This is a genomic window from Bradyrhizobium roseum (assembly GCF_030413175.1).
Classification (GTDB): domain Bacteria; phylum Pseudomonadota; class Alphaproteobacteria; order Rhizobiales; family Xanthobacteraceae; genus Bradyrhizobium; species Bradyrhizobium roseum.
Genome location: NZ_CP129212.1, coordinates 5634713 through 5657575, shown reverse-complemented (window position 1 = coordinate 5657575; position 22863 = coordinate 5634713). Strand labels below are relative to the sequence as shown.

General features: G+C 63.6%; 17 protein-coding genes. 13 read left to right on the top strand and 4 right to left on the bottom strand.

Features of this window, described 5'->3' with window-relative positions:
* Window positions 1-98: 98 nt before the first annotated feature.
* Window positions 99-1085 (bottom strand): Bug family tripartite tricarboxylate transporter substrate binding protein, encoded by a 987-nt coding sequence (locus QUH67_RS26770; protein WP_300942386.1) that lies wholly within the window; start codon window positions 1083-1085, stop codon window positions 99-101.
* A gap of 66 nt (window positions 1086-1151) precedes the next feature.
* Window positions 1152-1955, bottom strand: coding sequence for an IclR family transcriptional regulator (locus QUH67_RS26765; protein ID WP_300942385.1), 804 nt, complete (start codon window positions 1953-1955; stop codon window positions 1152-1154).
* Between the two features lie 110 nt (window positions 1956-2065).
* Between QUH67_RS26765 and QUH67_RS26760 the strand changes: the two genes are divergently transcribed.
* From QUH67_RS26760 to QUH67_RS26750, 3 genes are read left to right on the top strand one after another with little or no spacing between them, the layout of a single operon-like run.
* Window positions 2066-3307: an acyl-CoA dehydrogenase family protein gene (locus tag QUH67_RS26760; RefSeq protein ID WP_300942384.1), complete on the top strand. Its 1242-nt coding sequence runs from the start codon at window positions 2066-2068 to the stop codon at window positions 3305-3307.
* Between the two features lie 46 nt (window positions 3308-3353).
* Window positions 3354-5174 carry a flavin-containing monooxygenase gene (locus QUH67_RS26755; RefSeq protein WP_300942383.1) on the top strand — a complete coding sequence of 607 codons (1821 nt, stop codon included), beginning with the start codon at window positions 3354-3356 and terminating at the stop codon, window positions 5172-5174.
* 40 nt (window positions 5175-5214) lie between these two features.
* Entirely contained in the window at window positions 5215-7149 is a 1935-nt protein-coding gene (locus tag QUH67_RS26750) for an alkyl/aryl-sulfatase (RefSeq protein WP_300942381.1), read from the top strand.
* 59 nt (window positions 7150-7208) lie between these two features.
* Here the strand turns inward: QUH67_RS26750 and QUH67_RS26745 are convergent, their stop codons facing one another.
* Window positions 7209-8279, bottom strand: a complete 1071-nt coding sequence (locus QUH67_RS26745) for a glycosyltransferase family 4 protein (protein WP_300942379.1) — start codon at window positions 8277-8279, stop codon at window positions 7209-7211.
* 300 nt (window positions 8280-8579) lie between these two features.
* Between QUH67_RS26745 and QUH67_RS26740 the strand changes: the two genes are divergently transcribed.
* The 4 genes from QUH67_RS26740 to QUH67_RS26725 all read left to right on the top strand — a co-directional run bounded on the left by QUH67_RS26740 (window position 8580) and on the right by QUH67_RS26725 (window position 14534).
* A complete protein-coding gene (locus QUH67_RS26740; RefSeq protein WP_300942378.1) occupies window positions 8580-10343 on the top strand; it encodes an ABC transporter ATP-binding protein in 1764 nt (587 codons plus the stop codon).
* Between the two features lie 66 nt (window positions 10344-10409).
* On the top strand, window positions 10410-12608 hold the full coding sequence (locus QUH67_RS26735; RefSeq protein WP_300942377.1) for an amylo-alpha-1,6-glucosidase: 2199 nt from the start codon (window positions 10410-10412) through the stop codon (window positions 12606-12608).
* A 40-nt stretch (window positions 12609-12648) separates the two neighbouring features.
* Complete coding sequence (locus QUH67_RS26730; RefSeq protein ID WP_300942376.1) at window positions 12649-13134, top strand: PRC-barrel domain-containing protein; 486 nt, start codon at window positions 12649-12651, stop codon at window positions 13132-13134.
* Between the two features lie 92 nt (window positions 13135-13226).
* Window positions 13227-14534: an MFS transporter gene (locus QUH67_RS26725; protein WP_407080360.1), complete on the top strand. Its 1308-nt coding sequence runs from the start codon at window positions 13227-13229 to the stop codon at window positions 14532-14534.
* Window positions 14535-14539: 5 nt separating this feature from the next.
* On the opposite strand, the gene glgA is transcribed toward QUH67_RS26725, so the two are convergent.
* On the bottom strand, window positions 14540-15967 hold the full coding sequence (gene glgA / locus QUH67_RS26720; RefSeq protein WP_300942375.1) for a glycogen synthase GlgA: 1428 nt from the start codon (window positions 15965-15967) through the stop codon (window positions 14540-14542).
* Window positions 15968-16176: 209 nt separating this feature from the next.
* On the opposite strand from glgA, the gene QUH67_RS26715 reads away from it, so the two are divergent.
* From QUH67_RS26715 to QUH67_RS26690, 6 genes are all read left to right on the top strand, one after another.
* On the top strand, window positions 16177-17382 hold the full coding sequence (locus QUH67_RS26715) for a CaiB/BaiF CoA transferase family protein (RefSeq protein ID WP_300942374.1): 1206 nt from the start codon (window positions 16177-16179) through the stop codon (window positions 17380-17382).
* Between the two features lie 152 nt (window positions 17383-17534).
* Window positions 17535-19076, top strand: a complete 1542-nt coding sequence (locus tag QUH67_RS26710) for an ABC transporter substrate-binding protein (protein WP_300942373.1) — start codon at window positions 17535-17537, stop codon at window positions 19074-19076.
* Between the two features lie 6 nt (window positions 19077-19082).
* A complete protein-coding gene (locus QUH67_RS26705) occupies window positions 19083-20033 on the top strand; it encodes an ABC transporter permease (protein WP_300942372.1) in 951 nt (316 codons plus the stop codon).
* Entirely contained in the window at window positions 20020-20892 is an 873-nt protein-coding gene (locus QUH67_RS26700; RefSeq protein WP_300942371.1) for an ABC transporter permease, read from the top strand. The genes QUH67_RS26705 and QUH67_RS26700 overlap by 14 nt, the downstream gene beginning before the upstream one ends.
* Window positions 20889-21884: an ABC transporter ATP-binding protein gene (locus tag QUH67_RS26695; RefSeq protein ID WP_300942370.1), complete on the top strand. Its 996-nt coding sequence runs from the start codon at window positions 20889-20891 to the stop codon at window positions 21882-21884. The genes QUH67_RS26700 and QUH67_RS26695 overlap by 4 nt, the downstream gene beginning before the upstream one ends.
* Entirely contained in the window at window positions 21884-22861 is a 978-nt protein-coding gene (locus QUH67_RS26690; RefSeq protein WP_407080479.1) for an ABC transporter ATP-binding protein, read from the top strand. The genes QUH67_RS26695 and QUH67_RS26690 overlap by 1 nt, the downstream gene beginning before the upstream one ends.
* Window positions 22862-22863 lie beyond the last annotated feature (2 nt).

Genomic DNA, 22863 nt, shown 5'->3' with positions numbered 1-22863 from the left:
AGCCCCTTCGGCGAGGCGAAGGCCCGGGCATCCACACCTTTGGCTGAGACTTGGAAGAACGTGGATGGCCGGGACAAGCCCGGCCATGACCAATCAAATCACTGTAACGCCATCCCGGACGTCGCGATCACCTTCGTCAGCTTCTCGTGATCGGCTTTCATCAGCGTGGCCAGATCCGCAAGCGGCATCGGCTTGCCCGGAATGTTGGCGACCGCGAGCTGCCGCTGCACGTCCGGGTTCTGCAGCGCCTTGTTGATGCCGTCGTTGATTTTTTCGACGATGGCTGCCGGCGTTCCCGCCTGAACGTAGATGCCGTACCAGGGCACGTAGGTGGCCTCCGGAAATCCGGCCTCCGCGATCGTCGGGACATCCGGCAGGTCGGCGACGCGCTTGTCGGTCATGACGGCGAGCGGCTTCACGTTGCCTGCCTTGATGTGCGGCAGGGCCAGTTCGAGCGAGACGATCTCGAAGTGCATCAGGTTGGTCATCAGGTCGATCAGGGCCTGCGGCTGGCCCTTGTAGCCGACATTGGTCAGCCTGATGCCCGCGGCCTGAAACAGTTTTTGCGCGCTCAGGTCGATCGAGGAGCCGGTGCCGGGATTGCCGAAATTGAGTTCGCCCGGTTTCTTGCGGGCGATCTCCACGAATTCCTTGATCGTCGTCGCCGGCATCGAGGGGTGAACCAGGGCGACGCTCTGATTCCAGACTGCGAGGCCGACGCATCTGAGATCCTTCAGCGCGTCCCACCCTGCGTCCTTATAGAGCGTTGGGTTGACCAACGCGGCCGGGCCGGTCACCAGCCATGTGTAGCCGTCGGGTTCGCTGCGCGCCACCGCCGATGTACCGATGTTGCTGTTGCCGCCCGGCCTCGCCTCGATGACGACGGTTTGCTTCCAGTCGCGGCCGATCTGTTCGGTCACGGCGCGCGCCACCATGTCGACGATGCCGCCGGCCGGGTAGGGGACAATGATGCGGATCGGTCGGTTCGGGTAACTGGCCTGCGCGTGCGCGGCAGTGCCGATCGGCATCGCCGCGCCCCATGCGATACCCACGGCAAGGCCCAGCACGGCTTTGATCCGGCTCATTCTTCCCTCCCAATATGGTGCGCACCGGTCGAGCGATGCGCCTTTTTGCCCCTCTTCCGGGGGTATTCAGTCGCCGGCGACCAACGAACGGATGCTGCGAGCGAGGCCCAGCATGCGCGGCGCGCATTCGCGCTCGATCTGTTCGGCGTTGAAACGAAACGACGGGATACCGCAATTGACGGCAAGGCATTCGCCGGAAGCCGTGCGGTACAGCGGGGCGGCAACGCCAAAAATCTCGCGCCGCCATTCGCCGAGCGAGATCGCAAAGCCGCGCTCCTTGCAAAGCTCGACATCGGGCAGCGTCCGCGCCTGCACATAGTCGGCTTCGTCCGGCCGCTCGGCCTTCACACCGGTCACATAGGCGTCGAGCTCTTCCTTGTTGAATAGCGAGAGCAGTGCGCGACCGACCGCGGTCGGCGCCAACGAGCTTGCAAAGCCGACATCCGGCAGATGTGTCACGGCGTCGGTGGTCCGCACCGTTTCAACATAAATAAAGTCGAGCCCGAACGGCATCGCGATGGAGACGGTGCCGCCGGTATAGGCGGCGAAATCTCGCATCAGCGGCCGCGCCAATTGCCGGACTTTCAGCGCCGACAGCACCGGATAGGCGGCGGCGAGGATGCCGAGGCCAAGCTGGAAGCGGCCTTTGGCGTCCCGCTTGAGATAGCCGAGCTGCGCCAGCGTGTAGGTCAGCCGCGACACCGTCGGCCGCGACAGGCCCGTATGCAGCGCCAGATCGGCGTTCGACAGCGACCCACTGCGATTGCGGAAGGCCGCCAGCACGGCGAGCCCGTGTGCGAGCGTGGTTGCAAAGGAGGGATCGGCTTGGTCGTCCGCCTTGGCGGCGGCGGCGGCGGCGGTTGTTGTCATGGCGCTATGATTGGTCAGAATCAGTAATATTGTCAATATATCGAAATGAATTTGCAAATCATGTCGACATTTGCTTAGGTTCCTTAAAAAAGGAAGAGAGAGGGGCGGAGATGGATTTCGATCTTTCCGGTCGGTCGGAAGCATGGCTGGAGAAGTTGCAGGGGTTCTTCGATCACGAAGTGCTGCCGCGCCATCGCGTCTGGCTTGTGCACATGGCCAACAGGGAGGTCCCGCCCTTCATGGGTGACCTGCAGCGCAAGGCGCAGGCGGCAGGGCTGTGGAATCTCGGCCTTCCCGAACTGGCCGAGGACGAGCCCGGCACAAGACTTTCCAATCTCGAATATGCGCCGCTGGCCGAGATCATGGGCCGTTTGTTCTGGGCCCCTGAAGTTTTCAACTGCCAGGCGCCCGACGTGCCCAACATGATCGCGCTGCAGAATTGCGCCACGCCGGAGCAGAAGGCGCGCTGGCTGCGGCCGCTGCTGGAAGCCAGAACCCGTTCGGCCTTCGGAATGACCGAGCCGGACGTGGCGTCATCCGACGCCACCAATATCGCCACCCGCATGGTCCGCGACGGCGACGACTACGTCATCAACGGACGAAAGTGGTTCATCACCGGTGCGGCGCACCCGCGATGCAGTTTTCTGATCGTGATGGGCGTGACGGATGCCGGGGCGGACCGCACCGGCCGCCATTCCTGCATCATCGTGCCGATGGAGACGCCGGGCGTCCGCCTGGTGCGGCGGCTGCGCTGGATGGGTTGCGAGGACCACGTTGCGCCGATCGGTGAACTCGCCTTCGACAATGTGCGGGTGCCCCGAGCCAATCTGCTCGGCGCCGAGGGCGAAGGCTTCAGGGTCGCGCAAATACGCCTGGGGCCGGCCCGCATCCATCACTGCATGCGCTCGATCGGGCTATGCGAACTCCTGATCGAACTGATGATGGTGCGTTCGTCGGAGCGTTCCGCCTTCGGCCGCACCGTGATCCAGTACGACACCGTGCAACGCTGGATCGCTGAATCCCGCGTCGAACTCGAGCAGGCGCGGCTGCTCGCCTATCGTTGCGCCTGGCGGCTGGACCAAGCCGGCCATCAGGACGCCTGGCGCGACGTTTCGCTGATCAAGGTGGCGGTGCCTGCGATGCTGCAGCGGATCGCCGATCGCGCCATGCAGGTGTTCGGCGCGATGGGCGGCTCCGACGACACGCCAATTCATCAGGCGCTGGCCTGGGGACGCCTGCTGCGGATCGGCGACGGTCCGGATGAGGTACACCTGCGGCAGATCTTTCGCATGGAGCCGATGCCATCCTGGTCGATTGAAAATTCACCCTATCTGTCTGCGCACCCATCCTGAGCGTGCTAATGACAGGCATGTTCTCTATCTCTGAAAGACGCCCGGGATGACGATGACGGAACAGGCGACGGCTACACAAAACGCAGCGATCGACAAGGAACGCTTGCGTGAAAAATATCTCGAGGAACGCAACAAGCGCCTGCGGCCTGACGGCAACGACCAGTATCTTCGCGTCGCCGGCCAGCTCGCGCATTATCTCGACGATCCCTATACGCCGGTGACGCCGCGCGATCCGAAGACCGACCACGTCACCTTTGCCTTCATCGGCGGCGGCTTTGCCGGGCTCGCCACTGCGGCGCGCCTGTCCGAAGCCGGCATCAAGGACGTCCGCATCATCGAGAAGGGCGGTGATTTCGGCGGCACCTGGTATTGGAACCGGTATCCCGGCGCACAATGCGATACGGCGTCGATGGTCTATATGCCGCTGCTCGAAGAAACCGGCCATATGCCGTCGGAGAAATATGCGCACGCGCCGGAAATCCTCGCGCATTGCCAGCGCATCGGCAAGCAATATGGCCTCTACGACAACGCACTTTTTCACACCGAGGTCGTGAGTCTCGACTGGGACGAAGCGAAGTCGCGCTGGACCATCCAAACCAATCGCGGCGATGCCTTCACGGCGCAGTTCGTCGGCATGGGCACCGGGCCGCTGCATGTGCCGAAACTGCCCGGCATCGAAGGCATCGAGTCCTTCAAGGGACATTCCTTCCACACCAGCCGCTGGGACTATGCCTACACCGGCGGCGATCCGTCGGGCGCGCTGATGGAAAAGCTGGCCGACAAGCGCGTCGGCATCATCGGCACCGGCGCCACGTCCGTGCAGTGCGTGCCGCATCTCGCGCGCGCCTGCAAGGAGCTCTACGTCTTTCAGCGCACGCCGTCCTCCGTCGATGTCAGGGCCAACGCGCCGATCGACCCGGAATGGTTTGCGGGGATCGCGACATCGGGCTGGCAACAGCGCTGGCTGGAGAATTTTACGGCCAACCAGGCCGGCGGCTCGGCGGAGGAAGATCTGGTGCAGGATGGCTGGACCGATCTGTCGCGGCGCATCCGCGCCAAAATCATGGACCTTCCGCGCGAGCAGCGCACCCCGCCGAACATGCTGGCGGCATTCGAGGATTCCGATTTCGAGAAAATGGAGGAAATCCGCGCCCGGGTCGATGCGATCGTCGGCAACCGCGAGACGGCCGCGAAGCTGAAAGCCTGGTATCGCCAGCTCTGCAAGCGGCCGTGCTTCCATGACGCGTATCTGCAGGCCTTCAATACACCGGGTACGTACCTCGTCGATACCGACGGCAAGGGTGTCGAGCGCATCACCGGGAACGGCATCGTTGTCGCGGGAAGAGAGTATCCGCTCGACTGCATCATCTACGCCTCCGGATTCGAGGTCGGCACCGAGTACAAGCGGCGCGCCGGCTTCGACCTGACCGGCCGCGGCGGCGTCAAGCTGTCGGACTACTGGGCGTCGGGCATGCGAACTAAACACGGCATTCACGTCCACGGCTTTCCCAATGCATTCTTCGTGCAGCCGACGCAGGGCGCCAACCTGATTTCCAACGTACCGCATAATTTGACCGAGGCCGCGAAGACGATTGCGTTGACGGTTCGGCATGCCCAGGCGAATGGCTTCAAGGAAATCGAAGTCAGCAGGGAAGCCGAAGATCGCTGGGTCGAGCTGCTGCTGACCGGCGCCGGCCGCATGATCGGCTCGCCCGACTGCACGCCCGGCTATTACAACAATGAAGGACGAGAGCCGGGTCCGGCCGCCAAGCTCAATGTCGGTCATCCGGCCGGGCCCATGGCCTACTTCAAATATATCGACGCATGGCGCAACAGCGGCCGGTTCGAGGGGCTGCAGTTCCGCTGACGTCGTTCCGATTATTGTTTGCGCAAGGGAGTACAGAACAATGAGCCAACCGGCCACAACGGAAACACCGAAGGAGGCTTCGGCTTCTGTCATCGCGCAGCATGCGGCGACGTTGCAAGCGTTGCCGTTCTCCGATGTGAGGGATTTCGACGACGCCGCCCGCGGCTTTCTCGGTACCTTGGAAAACGCGAAGATCATGTCGCCGCAGGGCCGGGTGGTGTGGAGCCTGGAGCCTTACGGCTTCCTCTCCGCCGAGCAGGCGCCACCGACCGTCGATCCCAGCCTGTGGCGGCAGGCGCGGCTCAACATGCACCACGGCCTGTTCGAGGTGGTGCCCGGCGTCTACCAGGTGCGCGGGCTCGACATCGCCAACATGACGCTGATCGAGGGCGAGCGCAGTGTCATCGTGGTGGATACGCTGACCTCGATCGAGGGGGCGCGAGCCGCGATGGAGCTCTACTTCCAGCACCGCGGCAAGCGGCCGGTCGCCGCCGTCATCTTCACCCATACCCACACCGACCATTGGGGCGGTGCGCGCGGCGTGCTCGACGACGAAACGCTCGGAAGCGGCAAGGTGCCGATCATCGCGCCCAACCTGTTCATGGAGCACGCCGTATCCGAGAACATCATTGCTGGGCCGGCGATGCTGCGCCGCGCCCAATATCAGTTCGGGCCGTTCCTTGCCAAGGGCGTGCGCGGGCAGGTCGACTGCGGGCTCGGCAAGACCATGGCGGCGGGCGCAGTCGCGCTGCTGCGTCCGACTGATCTCATTATATCAACCGGTGACAGGCGAACGATCGACGGCGTGGAGTTCGAATTCCAGATGGCGCCGAACAGCGAAGCGCCGGCGGAGATGCATTTCTTCGTCCCGCGCTACAAGCTTTTGAACCTCGCGGAGAACTGCACCCATAATTTCCACAATCTGCTGCCGTTCCGCGGCGCCGACGTGCGCGACGCGCTGGCGTGGTCAAAATATCTCGGCGAAGCCCTGCAGATGTGGGGCGGCAAGGCCGATGCGATGTGCGGCCAGCATCACTGGCCGGTCTGGGGACAGGAGCGGATCGACACCATGATCCGCCAGCAGCGCGATCTCTACAAATTTGCGCATGACCAGACCATCCGCCTGATGAACCACGGCCTAACGGCAGCCGAAATCGCCGAAACCATCCGCTTGCCGGCGAGCCTCGAAGGCGCCTGGCACGGGCGCGGCTATTACGGCCACATCCGGCACAATGTGAAGGCGATCTATCAAAAATATCTTGGCTGGTATGACGCCAACCCCGTCAATCTCGATCCGCTGCCTCCGGTGGCGTCAGGCAAGAAATATGTCGAGTACATGGGCGGCGCCGAGGCGGTCCTGTCGCGCGCGGCCGGGGATTTTGCCAAAGGCGAATTCCGCTTCGTCGCGCAGGCCGTGAGTCATCTGGTGTTCGCCGAGCCTGACAACCAGGCGGCGCGCGCGATGCTCGCCGATACGTTCGAGCAACTCGGCTATGCCTCCGAAAGCTCGACCTGGCGCAATGCCTATCTGTTCGGCGCGCAGGAATTGCGGCAGGGCATGCCCAAGGCGCCGCCGCGCTCGACGATGCCGCGCGAGACACTGGCGGCGCTTCGCACCGAGCAGTTGTGGGATGTGCTCGGCGTGCGACTGAACGGTCCCAAGGCCGAGGGCAAGCGCATCGTGCTGAACTGGAATTTCACCGACACAAACGAGAGTTTTGTTCTCAACCTGGAGAACAGTGCGCTGACCTATGCCGCTGGCGCACAAGCCACCGACGCTGATGCCGGTTTTGCGCTCGCGCGTGGCGTGCTGGACGAAGTGATCGCGAAGCTCACGACGTTTCCGGAAGCGGTCGCTTCCGGAAAAATCGCGGTCGTCGGCAATCCGATGCGGCTGGCCGAATTGATGGCATTGATGGATGATTTTCCACGGATGTTCGAGATCGTGGAGCCGAAACGGATGGCGGTCGGTTGAAATCGCCGTCATGGCCGGGACGAGGCCCACCATGACGGTGAAAGCGGGCTGATCGCAATCTACTCCGCGCTGCTGACGAGTTTCATCCGCGGCTCGGCTCGCTCTTTCAGGCTGCGATAGGCCGCAAGATAATCGAGCGCCATGCGCCGCGCGGTGAAGCGCGCCTCGAACTGCTTGCGGATGGCGGTCCGGTCGAGCGCGGCGAGACGGTCGATCACCGCCGCGGCGCTGGTCTCGTCTTCGACGATGAAGCCGGTAAGGCCGGGATCGATGATCTCGGGGACCGATCCGCGGTTATAGGCGAGCACGGGCGTGCCGCAGGCCATCGCTTCGATCATCACAAGGCCGAACGGCTCCGGCCAGTCGATCGGCAGCAGAAGGCCGATCGCGCCACTCAGGAAATCAGGCTTCTCGCGGTCGCTGATCTCCCCGATGAATTCGACCAGCGGACTGGCCTTGATCATCGGAGCGATCAACTCGTCGTAATAATCCTGGTCAGCGCGGTCGACCTTGGCCGCGATCTTGAGCGGAATGCCGGATCGCGTCGCGATCCGGATGGCGCGGTCGACGCCTTTTTCCGGGGCGATGCGTCCGAGCACGGCGAGATAGGACGGCTGCACCTGCCGTGGCGTCAACAAATTTTCCGGCAGTCCATGATGGATGGTGCGCACCCAGTTGGCTTGCGGTACCGGCCGGCGCTGCGAGTCGGAGATCGAGATCACCGGAACCTTGGAGAAAGTGTTGAAGACCGGCTGGTGCTCCGGCAGGTCGAGCCGGCCGTGCAGCGTTGTGAGGAACGGCGTCGGCTGCCGGTAGAACAGCGAAAATGGATAGTAGTCGAGATGAAAGTGCAGAAAATCGAACTCTTCATCGTCGCATTTCTGTCGAACACGCTCCAGCATCACCATATGCAGCGCATTGGGATCGCGCACGGAGCCATCGAGGCGCAGCGCTTTCGGCCATGTGGCGTCGAGCTTCGCCGAAGTGATTGAATCGCCGCTGGCAAACAGCGTGACATCATGCCCGAGCGCTACGAGTTCCTCGGTAAGCCAGTGCACCACCCGCTCGGTGCCGCCGTACAATTTGGGGGGAACAGCCTCCGTGAGCGGGGCGACCTGCGCGATGCGCATGTTTGCATCTCCTGTGTGGAATGTTGGTAACTGAGCCCTCAGCCCTCGATCGACACCGCCGTGCCCGTAGCGGGAACGTTCCCGCATCTGCGAAGTTCCTTTGATTAGTTCATCTTGCTTCCTCCACATGGCTGTCTTGCTCATGCCATCTCGCGCGAACAAATGTACGGCTGTCTCGATGCTGCAGAATTGTTGCGGGGTGATGGCCACGCGCATGAAGCCCGAAGCGGCATTCTTCACGTCATCGTGTGCGATGCACGCTAGGGATTCTCATTCACCCTCAACAGGTTTGCGGAACTCATGGACACTCTTTCTGGATATGCGCGGCGTCCGTTTTCTTTTGTCCTGCGCTATCTGCGTCGGCGTCGTGCGGCGCATGTAATCATTGTGTCTGCTGTCGTGGCAGCAGTTGCCTGTTCGGTGGGCACGCAGTACGGCGTGAAGAACCTGGTCGACAGCCTGACAGCAGGCGCATCACACGCCAACGGCGTATGGCTGGCATTCGGTTTTCTCATGCTGCTGATCGCGGCAGACAATCTCTTGTGGCGGGTTGCGAGCTGGACAGCGAGCTTTACCTTTGTCGGTGTCACCGGCGATCTACGCCGCGACATGTTCCGCCACCTCACAGGCCACGCCCCCAGTTATTTCTCCGACCGCCTGCCGGGCATGCTGACCAGCCGAATCACGGCGACCTCCAACGCGGTGTTCACCGTAGAGAACATGTTCGTCTGGAATGTATTGCCGCCCTGCATCGCCACCGTTTCGGCAATTCTCCTGATCGGCACGGTCAGTCTTGCGATGTCCGCCGGGTTGATCGTCATCGCGGGCATCATGTTGCTGGCGATGTTCCGCCTCGCTGCGGCGGGCAAGCCGCTGCATGACGAGTTTGCCGACAAGGCAGCTGCAGTCGACGGCGAGATGGTCGACGTCATCAGCAACCTGCCGCTGGTCCGCGCCTTTTGCGGCCTCAGCTACGAACATGACCGTTTCGACGCCACCGTCGGTCGGGAACTCGACGCCAGAGGCCGCAGCCTGCGCTACCTCGAAAAACTGCGTTTGCTTCATGCTGTCGTGACGATTGTCCTGACGATCGCGCTGCTGGCGTGGGCCATCACGCTCTGGCAGCAGGGCGGTGCGACGACCGGCGACGTCGTCTTGGTCTGCACGCTGGGCCTGTCGATCCTGAGCGCGACGCGCGACCTGGCCGTGGCATTGGTCGATGTCACGCAGCACGTCGCCCGGATGACGGAAGCCATTGCGACCCTGTTGCTGCCGCACGAGTTGAAGGACCACCCAGAGGCAGAGCCGCTGATCCGCAGCGGCGCTGCGGTAGCCTTCAACAATGTCTCATTTCACTACCCGGGCGGCGCCCAGGTGTTCGACAAGTTTTCGCTGCGCATTCAGCCCGGACAGCGGGTCGGGCTGGTCGGTCATTCCGGCGGCGGCAAGTCAAGCTTGTTTGCGCTGCTGCAACGCTTCTACGATATCCAGCGCGGCAACGTTACGATCGACGGCCAGGATATATCGCGGGTGACGCAGCAAAGCCTGCGTGAGGCGATCTCGGTGGTGCCGCAGGATATCTCGCTGTTCCATCGCTCGATCATGGAAAACATTCGCTACGGACGGCCCAACGCGACGGATGACGAGGTGCTGCGTGCAGCGATCGCGGCGCGGTGCGATTTCATCGAGAATCTTCCTGAAGGCATGGATACCATGGTCGGAGATCGCGGGATCAAGGTTTCCGGCGGGCAGCGGCAGCGTATCGCCATTGCCAGGGCGTTCCTGAAGGATGCGCCGATCCTGCTGCTGGATGAAGCGACCGCCGCGCTCGACGGCGAGTCGGAGGAGGCGATCCGCGAGGCCTTGTCACGGCTGATGCGCGGGCGCACTGTGATCGCGATTGCCCATCGGCTTGCGACCTTGCGCAATTTCGATCGCGTGGTGGTGCTGCAGGGCGGCCGGATCATCGAGGACGGGCCGCCGGATATCCTTGTGCAGGGCAGGGGGCCGTACCGCGAACTGGTTGCGCGCGAGATCGGACGGCTCGCCAGTCATGCGGCCTGATCCGCTCCGGTAGCGTTTGCGTCCCAATGCGTCAATCGCAACGCGAGAAAATCGCTTGAGGTCCAAATGACGGCGGAAGTCACTCACCTGGCCAGCGTCGAAGATGCTGAACACGTCACGGAATCGCCGTTCTACATTCCGATGACGGGCCCGGCGACGCGGCAGCGTCGTTCGCTCAAGCACGACGACACATTTATTGTGCTGGACAGCCACGGCGATATCGGCGCCTCTGCCGGCGGGCCCGATGGCCTGTTCAACGCCGACACCCGTTATCTGGCGCGGCTGGAGATGGTGCTCGACGAGGTCCAGCCGCTGTTGCTCGGCTCCAATCTGCGCGACGATAATTCGGCGCTGACCGTCGACCTCACCAACTCCGACGTGTACCACAACGGCCGACTGGCGCTGCAGAAAGATACGCTGCACATCGTGCGCTCGATTTTCCTGTGGCGTGGCACAGCCTACCAGCGCATCGCCTTGCAGAACCACGGCGACCGGCCGGCAAGCTTCGACCTGACGCTGCTGTTCGACAATGATTTCGCCGATCTGTTCGAGGTGCGCGGCGAGCGCCGCTCGCGCCGGGGCGTAGGATCCAGCCGGCTGCTCGGCCCCGCCGACGTCGTGCTCGAATATGGCGGGCTCGACGGTCAGACCCGCATCACGGCCCTGCATTTCGAGCCGCAGCCGACCCGGCTCGCCACCCACTCGGCAACGTTTCATTTCGAGTTGGCGCCGCAGGAGTCGACCGCGATCTTCGTCACGGTATCCTGCAACAAGCCGATCATGCAAAAGCCGCCGCCGTTCTTTCGTGGCCTGCTGGCGCACCGGCGCGAGATGCGGCGCTCGACGGCGGGTGCGGCCAGCATCGAGACGTCGAACGACATTTTCAACGAGGTGCTGTGCCAGGCGATGGCCGACCTCAACATGCTGATGACGGAAACGCCGCAGGGCCGATACCCCTATGCCGGCATTCCCTGGTATTCGACCACGTTCGGCCGCGACGGATTGATCACGGCGCTTCAGATGTTGTGGATTGATCCTCGCATCGCGCAGGGGGTGCTGCGCCGGCTCGCCTTCTTCCAGGCCAAGACCACGGATCCGCGCGCCGACGCCGAGCCCGGCAAGATTTTGCATGAGATGCGCGGCGGAGAGATGGCCGCGCTGCGCGAGGTGCCGTTCGCGCAGTATTACGGCAGCGTGGATTCCACTCCGCTGTTTGTCCTGCTGGCCGGGCTTTATGTCGAACGTACCGGTGACGAAGAAACGCTCGCCGAACTGTGGCCGGCGATCGAGGCCGCATTGCAATGGATCGACGGTCCCGGCGACCCCGACAAGGATGGGTTTGTCGAGTACCAGCGCGCCACCGAGCAGGGGCTCGCCAATCAGGGCTGGAAGGATTCGTTCGATGCGATCTTCCATGCCGACGGACAGCTCGCCGAGGGCTATATCGCGTTGGCGGAAGTCCAGGGATATGTCTTTGCCGGCAAGCGGCTGGCAGCCCGCTGCGCCCGGCGGCTCGGATTGATCGAGCAGGCGGCCCAGCTCGAATCCGCGGCATTGCTGCTGGCCGAGCGCTTCGAGCAGGCTTTCTGGTGCGAGGAACTCGGCACTTACGCGCTGGCGCTCGACGGCGCCAAGCGGCCGTGCAGGGTGCGGACTTCGAATGCCGGTCAGCTTCTTTTCACCGGCATTGTCAGCACCGATCGGGCACGGCGCGTCGCGGCCGATCTGATGAGCCAGAAATTCTTCTCGGGATGGGGCATCCGCACAGTTGCGCGCGGCGAAGCGCGTTACAACCCGATGTCCTATCATGACGGGTCGATCTGGCCGCATGACAATGCGCTGATTGCGCTCGGCTTCGCGCGCTACGGCTTGAAGCATTCGGTGGCGCATCTGTTCAGGGGGCTGTTCGATACCGCGAGCTATATGGACCTGCGACGGCTGCCGGAATTGTTCTGCGGATTCCGCCGCGAGAGGCATCGCGGACCGGTGCTCTATCCCGTCGCCTGCGCGCCGCAGGCCTGGGCCAGTGCTACGCCGTTCAGCCTGCTGGAAGCCGCCCTCGGTCTAGAATTCGATGCCGCGCGCGGCGAGATCCGTCTGCGTGATCCGCATCTGCCGGAATTTCTCAATGAGGTCTTGTTGCGCGATCTGCGGCTTGGGCCGTCCAGCGTCGACTTGCGGGTCCGTCGCCATGGCGACGAAGTCTCGCTCGAGGTGGTCCGAACGCGCGGCCAGATTCACGTGTCAATCGTATTGACGCATTAGGAGCCATGCGCGGCTCATGATTCGAAAGTCAGGAGGACTCATGCGCATAGGTATTCTCATCCTGTTTCTGATCGCTGGATTGGCCGGCGGCCCGGCGGCTTCAGCGGCGGACGACGCCGGCACGACACAGGGGACTCGAACCGCGCCGCCTGACGCCACCAAGGAACCTGTACCACCGCCCTCGGTTACCGTGATTGGCGCCCGGGATGCCCATGGCATTCTGGGCCGCGAAGTTCGCAGCGCGGCTAACGAAGGTATGGGGCGCATCGTCGATGCGATCGTGGATCGTGAAGGCAATGTTCGCGCTGCGGTGATCGATTTCGGCGGCTTCCTCGGTGTCGGCAGCCGGAAGATCGTGGTCGAATGGAGCGCGCTGCGTTTCGGCGGCGTCTCCAACAAGCGTGACAGCATTACGCTCGAACTGACCAAGGCGCAGGTCTCGGCGGCGCCCGAATACAAGGAGGACGCGCCGGTCATCGTGCTTGGTGCGGCCGGTCGTCTGCAGCCGTGGGATTTCGACAAATAAGCACAATCCGGCAATGCGAGTAGCGGGTTTCATCGGGACGAACGCCAAGCGTTTGCCCCGAGATCACACCAAGAATGAGGAGTTGCAGCCTGGTGGCCCGTCCATCCCCATCGTTCAATCGGATTGACGACGGTCGCCACGGGCGATCCGACGGGCAAGGCAATATCGTGCCGCTGCCGCCCGCGCCGGGGAGCAAGCCAAGGCCGTCTCGCGAAAGTCAGCGCGGCCTCGACTGGTTCGTCTTCTTCCTCGCCGACGTCCAGACCGGATTCGGTCCGTTCATTGCGGTCTATCTGACCACGCAGAAATGGACGCAGGTCGAGATCGGCTTCGTGCTGTCGATCGGCGGCATTATCGGCCTGCTCGGCCAGATGCCGGGCGGCGCGACCGTCGATGCCGCGCGGTCGGAGCGGCTGGTGGCGGGCCTCGCCGTCTCCGCCATCGGCTGCGCCGCGCTGGCCTATGCATTATGGCCGATCTTTCCGGTGGTGACGGCAGCGGCCATTTTGCATGCGCTGGCGAGCTGCGTGTTGGGCCCGGCGATTGCGGCCATCAGTCTTGGTCTGGTCGGGCCGCTGGCGATGGGAGAGCGCCTGGGACGTAACGCGCGTTTCGCGTCGCTCGGCAATGGTTCGGCGGCGGCGCTGATGGGGGCGACAGGTTACCTGTTGTCAAACCAGGCCGTGTTTATCGTCACCTTCCTGCTTGTGATTCCTACCTTGCTGGCACTCTCGCGCATCCGCGAGCAGGAAATCGACGTGGCGCAAAGCCACGGTGCTGTCGTGCGCGAGGTTCCCGATCAGGAAGCCACCAGCGTATTCCACCTGCTGCGCCAGCGCCCGCTGCTGATCTTTGCCGGCGGCGTGCTGCTGTTCCAGCTTGCGAATGCCGCCATGCTGCCGCTGATGGCCGGCGTTGTCACCACGCGATCGAGCCAATGGGCGCCGGTGCTGATCGCAGCCTGTATCATCGTGCCGCAGGCTATCGTGGCGCTGGCCTCGCCCTCGGTCGGCCGCAAGGCGCAAGCCTGGGGCAGGCGACCACTGCTGCTGCTGGCGTTCGGCGCGCTGGCAATCCGAGGTCTGCTGTTCTCGGTGGTGAGCGATCCCTATCTTCTGGTCGCGGTGCAGGTGTTCGACGGTATTACCGCAGCGGTGCTGAGCGTGATGGTACCGCTGATCGTCGCTGACGTCGCATTCGGCAGCGGCCACTTCAGTCTCGCACAGGGCATCGTCGGAACCGCGACTGGCATCGGCGCGTCGCTGAGTACGGTGCTGGCCGGCTATATCAGCGATACTTTTGGCAGCAGCACGGCCTTCATGGGACTGGCCTGCATCGCAGCGCTCGGCCTGACGGTGATCTGGCTGTTCATGCCGGAGACGCGGCGGACACCGGAATAGACGTATCAAGCGATGATGGAAGGCGCGATCGTCTTGCGATACAGCGCGCTGTAACAGGCTGCCGACAGATCCCAGCTGAATGATCGCGCCATTGCACTACGCCGCATCGCATCGAGGCGGTCCTTGGCCCCGAAGGCGTCGAATGCACGTCTGACGCCGCCGAGGAAGGACTCCGTTGAGGGTTTTGAAAACAGGAAGCCGGTTTCGCCATCCTTGATGGTCTCCGCCAGCCCGCCGGTCTGGTGCCCGATCGGCAGCGACCCAAACCGCTGCGCGTACATCTGGCTCAACCCGCACGGTTCGAACCGCGACGGCATCAGCGTAAAGTCGCTGCCCGCGAAGATCCGCCGTGCTTGCGCGTCGTTGAAGCCGATCACAACGCCGATCGCGTCGGGTCTGCGGCGGTGCGCATCGACCAGTGCCTGTTCGATCTGCGGCTCGCCGCTTCCGGTCACCACGATCTGGCCGCCGGCCTCGATGATTTCGTCGGCGGCGGACAGCACGAGGTCGACGCCTTTCTGGTGCACCAGCCGGGCGACGAGGCCGAATAGCGGACCGCGCGACAGCGCCAGGCCGAACTGCTTGCGGACGTAATCGGCGTTCGCCTGCTTGCCCTCCCAGTCCCCCGGGGCAAACGTCTGCGCCAGTTGCGCACAGGCGCTGGGATCCCAGCTTTCGTCGATGCCGTTGAGGATGCCGGTCAGTTCCAATGCGTTGGAGCGGCGCTGCAGCAGGCCTTCGAGGCCGCAGCCCAGTTCGCGGGTCGTGATCTCCTTGGCATAGGTGGCGCTGACGGTGGTCAGGTGCGAGGCGTAGACCAGGCCGCCCTTCAGAAACGATACGTGGTCGTAGAATTCCAGCCCCTCGATATGGAAGGAACTTTCCGGCGCTCCAATCCGCCGCAGCGAGTCCGGCGGGAACAGACCTTGGTAGGCCAGGTTATGGATGGTCAGGAGGGAGGGAACTTTCGAGCCGCGCCACGCCAGATAGGCGGGCGCCAGCGCGGCCTGCCAGTCGTTGGCATGGACGAGGTCCGCTGCCCAATTCTTGTCCAGATTGCCTGCGGCAAGTTCGGCCGCCGCAGAAGCGAAACGGCCGAACCTGACATCGTTGTCCGGCCAGTCCTGCCCTGATTCGTCGCCATAGGGATTGCCCGGCCGATCGTAGAGTTGTGGGCACAGCAGCACGTAGACCGGCAGTCCATCCTGGGTGGACGCCCGCCCTAGAAGGCAGGACGGCATCTCCGCCAAAGCAGGACATTCGCCAACGATTTCAACGTGTGTGAGCTGCTCAACGACGTCCCGGTATCCCGGCAGCATGATCCGGACATCGCTCCAGCGCCGTAAGGCTCTGGGTAGTGCGGCGGAAACTGCCGCGAGACCGCCAACCCGGATGAAATCATCCATTTCCGTGGTAACGAACAAGACCCTCAAGGGAAACGTCCTCGCAGCCGCCGTAAGGAAACCAAGGGAAACTACGTCTGAAGAACCCGATGCAAGAACGGGTCCAACTTCCCATCGATGTAACGCGCGCTCCGTGCGGTCGGTTCCTAAGCGAATGACTTCCCTGTCGATGGCGCGCAATTTAGGGTCACGACCGCCAACAAGACCAAGGGCCGCAAAGGCCGAAGGAGCGTTACGAAATGAACATAGCCGGCAATGATCAGAGGAATTTGACAGGCTGCTTCGCCGGTCTGCGCGTCCTCGATTTCTCGACCACCATCGCCGGCCCGCATTGTACACGAATGCTTGCCGATATGGGAGCAGAGGTCGTCAAGATCGAAAGCGAGGAAGGCGAGACGATGCGGACCCGCCCGCCGGTCCGGAATAACTGCTCGACTGCTTTCGGCCAGCTCAACGTCGGCAAGAACAGCCTGGTGCTGGATTTGAAGTCGCCCAAGGGGCTGGAGGCGATCCGCCGGCTGGTCGCAACCGCGGACGTGTTGGTGGAGAATTTCCGGCCCGGCGTGATGCGGCGATTGAAGCTCGATTATGCCTCGTTGCATGAGGCCAACCCCAAACTGATCTATTGCTCAATCTCCGGATATGGCCAGACCGGGCCGTCGGCGGAACTGCCGGCCTATGCGCCGGTGATCCATGCGGCTTCTGGCTACGAGATGGCGCACCTGGCGTACCAGCCGGGCCGCAGCCGGCCGGACTATTGCGGCATCTATCACGCCGACGTGCTCACCGGCGTTTACGCCTTCGGCGCCGTCTCGGCGGCGCTCTATCAGCGCAACGCGACCGGGCAGGGCCAGCACATCGACGTCTCCATGCTGGAATCGATGCTGAGCCTGACGCTGAACGAACTGCAGTGGTCGCAATTCGAGGTGAGGCCGACGCAACGGCCGATGTTCGGCCCGATCGAGACGACCGACGGCTATGTGATGATGGCGATCGCCAGCGAGAAGACTTTCCAGAGCCTGATGCAGGTGATCGGTCACCCGGAATGGGTGAGCGACCCGCGCTTTGCGAAATATGCCGACCGCCGCGACAACTGGGTGAGCCTGATCGAAGGCGTCGAGGCGTGGTCGCGCACCGTCACCACCGCGCAGTGCCTCGCCGCGCTCAACGCGCGCGGCGTGCCTTCGTCGGCCTACCGCACCGTCGCCGAGGCGCTCGGCGATCCGCAGATCGCTCATCGAGGCGCATTGACCGAGGTCGAGGACGGCGGCGGCACCTTCAAGGTACTCAACTTGCCGTTCCGCATGTCGGGGGCCAAGGTATCGGCGGCCCCGCGCATGTCGACGCTCGGCGAACATACGCGCGCCTACCTGAAAGAGACCGGTTTGTCGGAAGACGAAATCGCAGCCTTCGCCGGCAAGGCGGCGGTTACCGCGCGCGGCTGACGGCGCGCTCCGCATAGCGAAACATCAGGCTGCGGCGGCGTTTTCATCCGCAGCCTGTAAACGGCCTTGCCCGCGACGGAAATTCCAGACAATCTTACCGTAGCGATCACGATCCGGAATACCGGACGGACGACACATCGGAGGGAATATCCATGAAGGCGGCCAACCGTTCGAGCGCGCTCGCGCGCATATTTCTTGTGGCGGGATTTGGTGTGGCCTTGTCCGTCATGCCTGCCAGCGCGCAGAAGGCGGGTGGCAGCATCACCGTCGGCCTCGAACTCGATATTCCCGGCTTCGATCCGCTGAAGGTCGGCGTCTACGACACGGCGGCATTGACGGCATCCTCCGCGATCTTCGACACGCTCACCACGCTCGACGCCAACAGCAAGCCGCAGCCCAAGCTCGCGCTGTCCTGGTCTCACTCGGACGACTTCAAGACCTGGACCTTCAAGCTGCGTCCCGGGGTCAAATTCCACGACGGTACGCCCTTCAATGCGGAAGCCTACAAGGCCAACTTCGACCGGCAGAAGGATCCTGCCAACAAGTGCCGTTGCGCCTTCTATATTTCTGCCATCAAGGACGTGCAGGCGCCCGACGAACTGACACTCGTCTTTAATCTCAACGACCCATCGGTAAACTTCCCCGCAATTATCTCCTACGCGAGCCAGAACCAGGCCGTTCACTCGCCGACAGCCTGGAAGGCCAAGGGCGACGAATACAACCGCAATCCCGTCGGCACCGGTCCCTACATCCTGAAATCCTGGACCGCCGGCGATCGCATGATCCTGGAGAAGAACCCGGACTACTGGGACAAGGACAAGGTATATTTGGACCGCATCACGCTGAAGCCGCTGCCCGACGCGCAGTCGCGATTCGCGAGCCTGCAATCCGGCGAGGTCGACCTGATCTGGGACGACGAATATTCCGCCGACAACATCCAGAAGGCGCAGAAAGACTCCAAGCTCACCGTGCACAGCTACGTCGGCTCGGGGGCTGCGGTCTATGCCATGAACACCAAGACGCCGCCGTTCGACGACGTGCGCGTTCGCCAGGCGGTGGTCATGTCGCTCGACCGCAAGAAGATGTCGCAGGCGATTACCAATGGTCTCGCCAGGCCGGCCAGCAATCCCTATGGCGATGGCTCCTGGGTCAAGTGCAAGGACGACGGCGCACTTCCTGAAGACCTCGAGAAGGCCAAGGCCCTGATCAAGGATTACGGCAAGCCCGTCGAGTTCAAGATGCTTGTCACGGCGACGCCCCGTGGGCGGACCGTTGGCCAGGTGCTGCAGCAATTGTGGAAGCGGGCCGGCATCAACATGGAGATCGAGCAGGTCGACCAGGCCACGATTCCGCCGCGCGCCTTCATGCGCCAGTTCCAGTTGACGCCGTGGCGCATCGTCGATCTGGCCGATCCCGATACGCAGATGTACTCCAACTTCAAGACCGGAAGCCCGGTGGCGCTTGCCAACTACTCCAATCCGGAGCTCGACAAGCTGCTCGATCATGCCCGCAACACGCCGGATCAGGCCCAGCGTATCGACGACTATTGCGCAATCTCCCGGCTGATCAACAAGGAGGCGATCTGGTTCTGGACCTTCCAGAACACCTACTATGCGATATCCAGCGCGAAGCTGAAGGGTCTGCCCAAGATGTATAGCGGGGTGATCGACGTATCGCGCGCCTGGAAGGAATAGCCGCCCATGGCGTTCTTCGTTGCACGACGGCTCCTGTATTTGGTGCCGGTGCTGATTGCGGTTTCGCTGCTGACGTTCTCCATCGCGTCGCTGCTGCCGGGCGATCTCGCCTACACGATCCTCGGCGATCAGGCGACGCCTGAGAACGTGGCGGCGTTGCGTCGTGACATGGGGTTGGACCAGCCGATCTGGTGGCGCTATCTGAGCTGGCTCGGCCATGTGATGCAGGGTGATTTCGGCCGTTCGTTCCGCACCGGCCAGACGGTGCTGCAGGCGGTCACCGAGCGGCTGCCGGTATCGATCGAGCTGATGCTGCTGGCGCAGGTCGGCGCGCTGGCGATCGGCGTTCCCCTGGCCATCATCTGCGCATCGCGTAGCGGCGGACCGTTCGACCGCTTCATGACCGGCTCGGCTTTCGGCATGCTGTCGGTCCCGACGTTCCTGTCGGCGATCCTGCTGATCTATCTGTTTGCGGTCGAGCTGCGCTGGCTGCCGGCGACCGGCTACGTGCCTTTTACCGAAGACCCGGCGGCGAACCTGCGCTTCATGGTGCTGCCGGCGCTGACGCTCGCGCTCGCCGAATGGCCCGGCATCATGCGCGTGCTGCGATCCGACATGATCGCAACCCTGCAGGAAGACTACATCTCGCTGGCCAAGGCCAAGGGGTTGAAGGCTTCGCGCATCCTGTTCGTGCACGCGCTAAAACCGTCGTCGCTGACGCTGGTCACGATTACCGGCATCAATATCGGCCGGCTCATCGGCGGCGCTGTCATCGTCGAGACGATCTTTGCCCTGCCGGGCATCGGGCGGCTCCTGATCGGATCGATCCTGACGCGCGACCTTATCATCCTGCAGGGGGTGGTGCTGCTGGTGGGCGCTGGCTTCGTCATCATGAACTTCATCGTCGATCTTCTCTACGCCGTTCTCGATCCCAGGATTCGCCATGGCCACGCTTGAACTCGATGTTGCGGAGGAGGCGGTCACGCAGCCTGCGCGCAAGGGCCGGCGTCTCGGCATTCTGTTCTGGGCCGCGATCGGTTGGCTGGTGTTCGTGTGCGCGTTGGCGGTGTTTGCAAACGTTCTGCCGTTGCCGAGCCCGACCGATATGGACATGCTGGAGCGGCGAGCGCCGTTTTCGGCCGAGCATTGGCTCGGCACCGACGGGCTCGGCCGCGACGAACTGTCGCGCCTGATTTTTGGCGCGCGGATATCGCTGGTAGTCGGCGTGTGCGCGCCCGTGATCGGGCTGGTGTTCGGCGGCGCGCTCGGCATGTTCGCCGGCTACTTCGGAGGCCGGTTCGAGTCGCTGGTGGTCGGCAGCATGGATGTGCTGCTGGCGTTTCCACCGTTGGTTTTGGCGCTGGCGGTGACTGCCTATCTGGGCCAGTCGACTTTCAATCTCACGCTCATCTTAGGCGCGCTCAGCGTTCCCGCCTTCATGCGGGTGGCGCGGGCGTCGACGCTGACGCTGGCGAGGCGAGAATTCGTGATCGCGGCCCAGGCGCTGGGGGCGACGCATGCGCGAATCCTGCTGCGCGAGTTGCTGCCCAACGTCATGCTGCCGCTGGCGGCGTTCTTCCTGCTCGGCGTCGCCGTCATCATCGTGGTCGAGGGCTCGCTGTCGTTCCTCGGCCTCGGCGTTCCGCCGCCGATATCGAGCTGGGGCAGCATGATCGGGGAGGGGCGCGAAAGCCTCGAGGTCGCGCCGCGGCTTGCGTTCCTGCCGGCTGCAGCGATGTTCCTCACGGTTCTTGCCTTCAATCTGGTCGGCGACACCTTGCGCGCGTTGACCGACCCACGGCAGGGTGCGCTGTGACCGATAAATTGCTGCTTTCGGTCGAGGACGTCCAGGTCGACCTGCCGACCCCGCGCGGCAATCTGCGCGCGGTGGATCAAGTGAACCTCACGGTAGGCGCGGGGCAGACGCTCGGCGTCGTCGGCGAATCCGGCTGCGGCAAGACCATGCTGTCGCGGGCGATCCTGCAATTGCTGCCGAAAAAGGCAAAGCTCTCCGGCCGCGTGATGTTCGACGGACAGGATCTGCTGAAGCTTTCGCCGGAGAAACTGCGCAAGCTGCGCGGACGTTCGCTGGCGGTCGTGTTCCAGGACCCGATGACCTCGCTTAATCCGGTGCTCACGATCGGCACGCAATTGATCGAGACGCTGCAGGAGCATCTCGAACTAGACGATGCCACTGCAACCAGGCGCAGCGTCGAACTGCTCACAGCGGTCGGCATCCCTGCGCCCGAGCAGCGCCTGGCGCAATATCCGCACCAGCTTTCCGGCGGCATGCGGCAGCGCGTGGCAATCGCGATCGCGCTGTCGTGCGAACCAAAGCTCCTGATCGCGGACGAACCGACCACCGCGCTCGACGTGACGATCCAGGCGCAGATCCTCGATCTCCTGGCGCGCGAGCAGCGCCGTCGGCACATGGCGATGATCCTGATCACCCACGACCTCGGCGTCGTCGCCGGCCGTACCGATGAAGTCGCCGTGATGTATGCCGGCCGGGTGGTCGAGCGTGCGCCGACGCCGGCGTTGTTCAAGAAAATGCGGATGCCCTACACCGAAGCGCTGCTCGCCGCCCTTCCGCGGCTCGACACTGCGCCGCACACGCCGCTGCCGGCGATCTCCGGGCGTCCGCCCGATCCAACCCGGCCGTTGCACGGCTGCTCGTTCTCGCCGCGCTGCCGCTACGCGGTGGCCCGCTGCCGGGTCGAGAAGCCGCCATTGACGGCAGCCGAATCCCGCGAACATCAGTACGCCTGTTTCCACCCGATCGGAATCCATGCGGAGGCCGGCGCATGATGCTGCAAGCTGTGTCGGTCGCTTCAAATGAACCGCTGCTCGACGTCGACGATCTGGTGGTGGAATACCCCGTCGGCGCCAAGATCGTTCATGCCGTGTCCGGCGTATCCCTGCAGATTGCCCGCGGCGAGACCTTGGGCTTGGTCGGTGAATCCGGCTGCGGAAAATCGACGCTGGGCCGCGCGGTGCTGCAGTTGCGGCGGCCGACCTCGGGGCGGGTCCTGTTCGACGGTCATGATCTCACGACGATGCAGGGCGATGCCTTGCGCCAGATGCGCCGGCGCGTGCAACTGATCTTCCAGGATCCGATTGCCTCGCTGAACCCGCGCCGCAAGATCGGCGACATCGTCGCCGAGCCGCTGGTGATTGCGGGTGTCAAGGATCCCAGGAAGCGCGAGCAACAGGTCCACGAGGTGCTGAGCGCGGTCGGGCTCGACCCGAACCTGGTCGTGGGGCGGCTGCCGCACGAGTTCTCCGGCGGGCAGTGCCAACGCATCTGCATCGCGCGCGCTCTCATTCTCAATCCGGAGTTCATCGTCTGCGACGAGCCGGTATCCGCGCTCGACGTGTCGATCCGCGCCCAGATCCTCAATCTGCTGGAGGAGATGAAGGGCCGCTTCGGATTGACGCTGCTGTTCATCGCGCACGACCTCGCGGTAGTGAAGGCGGTGAGCGACCGGGTGGCAGTGATGTATCTCGGCCGATTGTGCGAGGTCGGCCCCTCCGAACAGCTCTTCGCCCGGCCGGCGCATCCCTATACCGCGCTGCTGATCGAGGCCATCCCGGTGCCGGACCCCGACGTCCGCCCCACCGAGACCGTGCCGGTCGGAGAGCCGCCATCGCCGATCGCACCGCCGTCCGGCTGCCGGTTCCGCACCCGCTGCCCCCGCGCCGATCAGCGATGCCGCGACGAGATGCCCGAACTGCGCGCGGTGGCGCCGGATCAGTTCGTGGCGTGCCATCATCCGCTGATCTGAAT

Bases quoted from the DNA above. Each gene is read 5' to 3' on its own strand.
- QUH67_RS26770 (WP_300942386.1), bottom strand. From the start codon at position 1,085: ATGAGCCGGATCAAAGCCGTGCTGGGCCTTGCCGTGGGTATCGCATGG.
- QUH67_RS26765 (WP_300942385.1), bottom strand. From the start codon at position 1,955: ATGACAACAACCGCCGCCGCCGCCGCCGCCAAGGCGGACGACCAAGCC.
- QUH67_RS26760 (WP_300942384.1), top strand. From the start codon at position 2,066: ATGGATTTCGATCTTTCCGGTCGGTCGGAAGCATGGCTGGAGAAGTTG.
- QUH67_RS26755 (WP_300942383.1), top strand. From the start codon at position 3,354: ATGACGATGACGGAACAGGCGACGGCTACACAAAACGCAGCGATCGAC.
- QUH67_RS26750 (WP_300942381.1), top strand. From the start codon at position 5,215: ATGAGCCAACCGGCCACAACGGAAACACCGAAGGAGGCTTCGGCTTCT.
- QUH67_RS26745 (WP_300942379.1), bottom strand. From the start codon at position 8,279: ATGCGCATCGCGCAGGTCGCCCCGCTCACGGAGGCTGTTCCCCCCAAA.
- QUH67_RS26740 (WP_300942378.1), top strand. From the start codon at position 8,580: ATGGACACTCTTTCTGGATATGCGCGGCGTCCGTTTTCTTTTGTCCTG.
- QUH67_RS26735 (WP_300942377.1), top strand. From the start codon at position 10,410: ATGACGGCGGAAGTCACTCACCTGGCCAGCGTCGAAGATGCTGAACAC.
- QUH67_RS26730 (WP_300942376.1), top strand. From the start codon at position 12,649: ATGCGCATAGGTATTCTCATCCTGTTTCTGATCGCTGGATTGGCCGGC.
- QUH67_RS26715 (WP_300942374.1), top strand. From the start codon at position 16,177: ATGAACATAGCCGGCAATGATCAGAGGAATTTGACAGGCTGCTTCGCC.
- QUH67_RS26710 (WP_300942373.1), top strand. From the start codon at position 17,535: ATGAAGGCGGCCAACCGTTCGAGCGCGCTCGCGCGCATATTTCTTGTG.
- QUH67_RS26705 (WP_300942372.1), top strand. From the start codon at position 19,083: ATGGCGTTCTTCGTTGCACGACGGCTCCTGTATTTGGTGCCGGTGCTG.
- QUH67_RS26700 (WP_300942371.1), top strand. From the start codon at position 20,020: ATGGCCACGCTTGAACTCGATGTTGCGGAGGAGGCGGTCACGCAGCCT.
- QUH67_RS26690 (WP_407080479.1), top strand. From the start codon at position 21,884: ATGCTGCAAGCTGTGTCGGTCGCTTCAAATGAACCGCTGCTCGACGTC.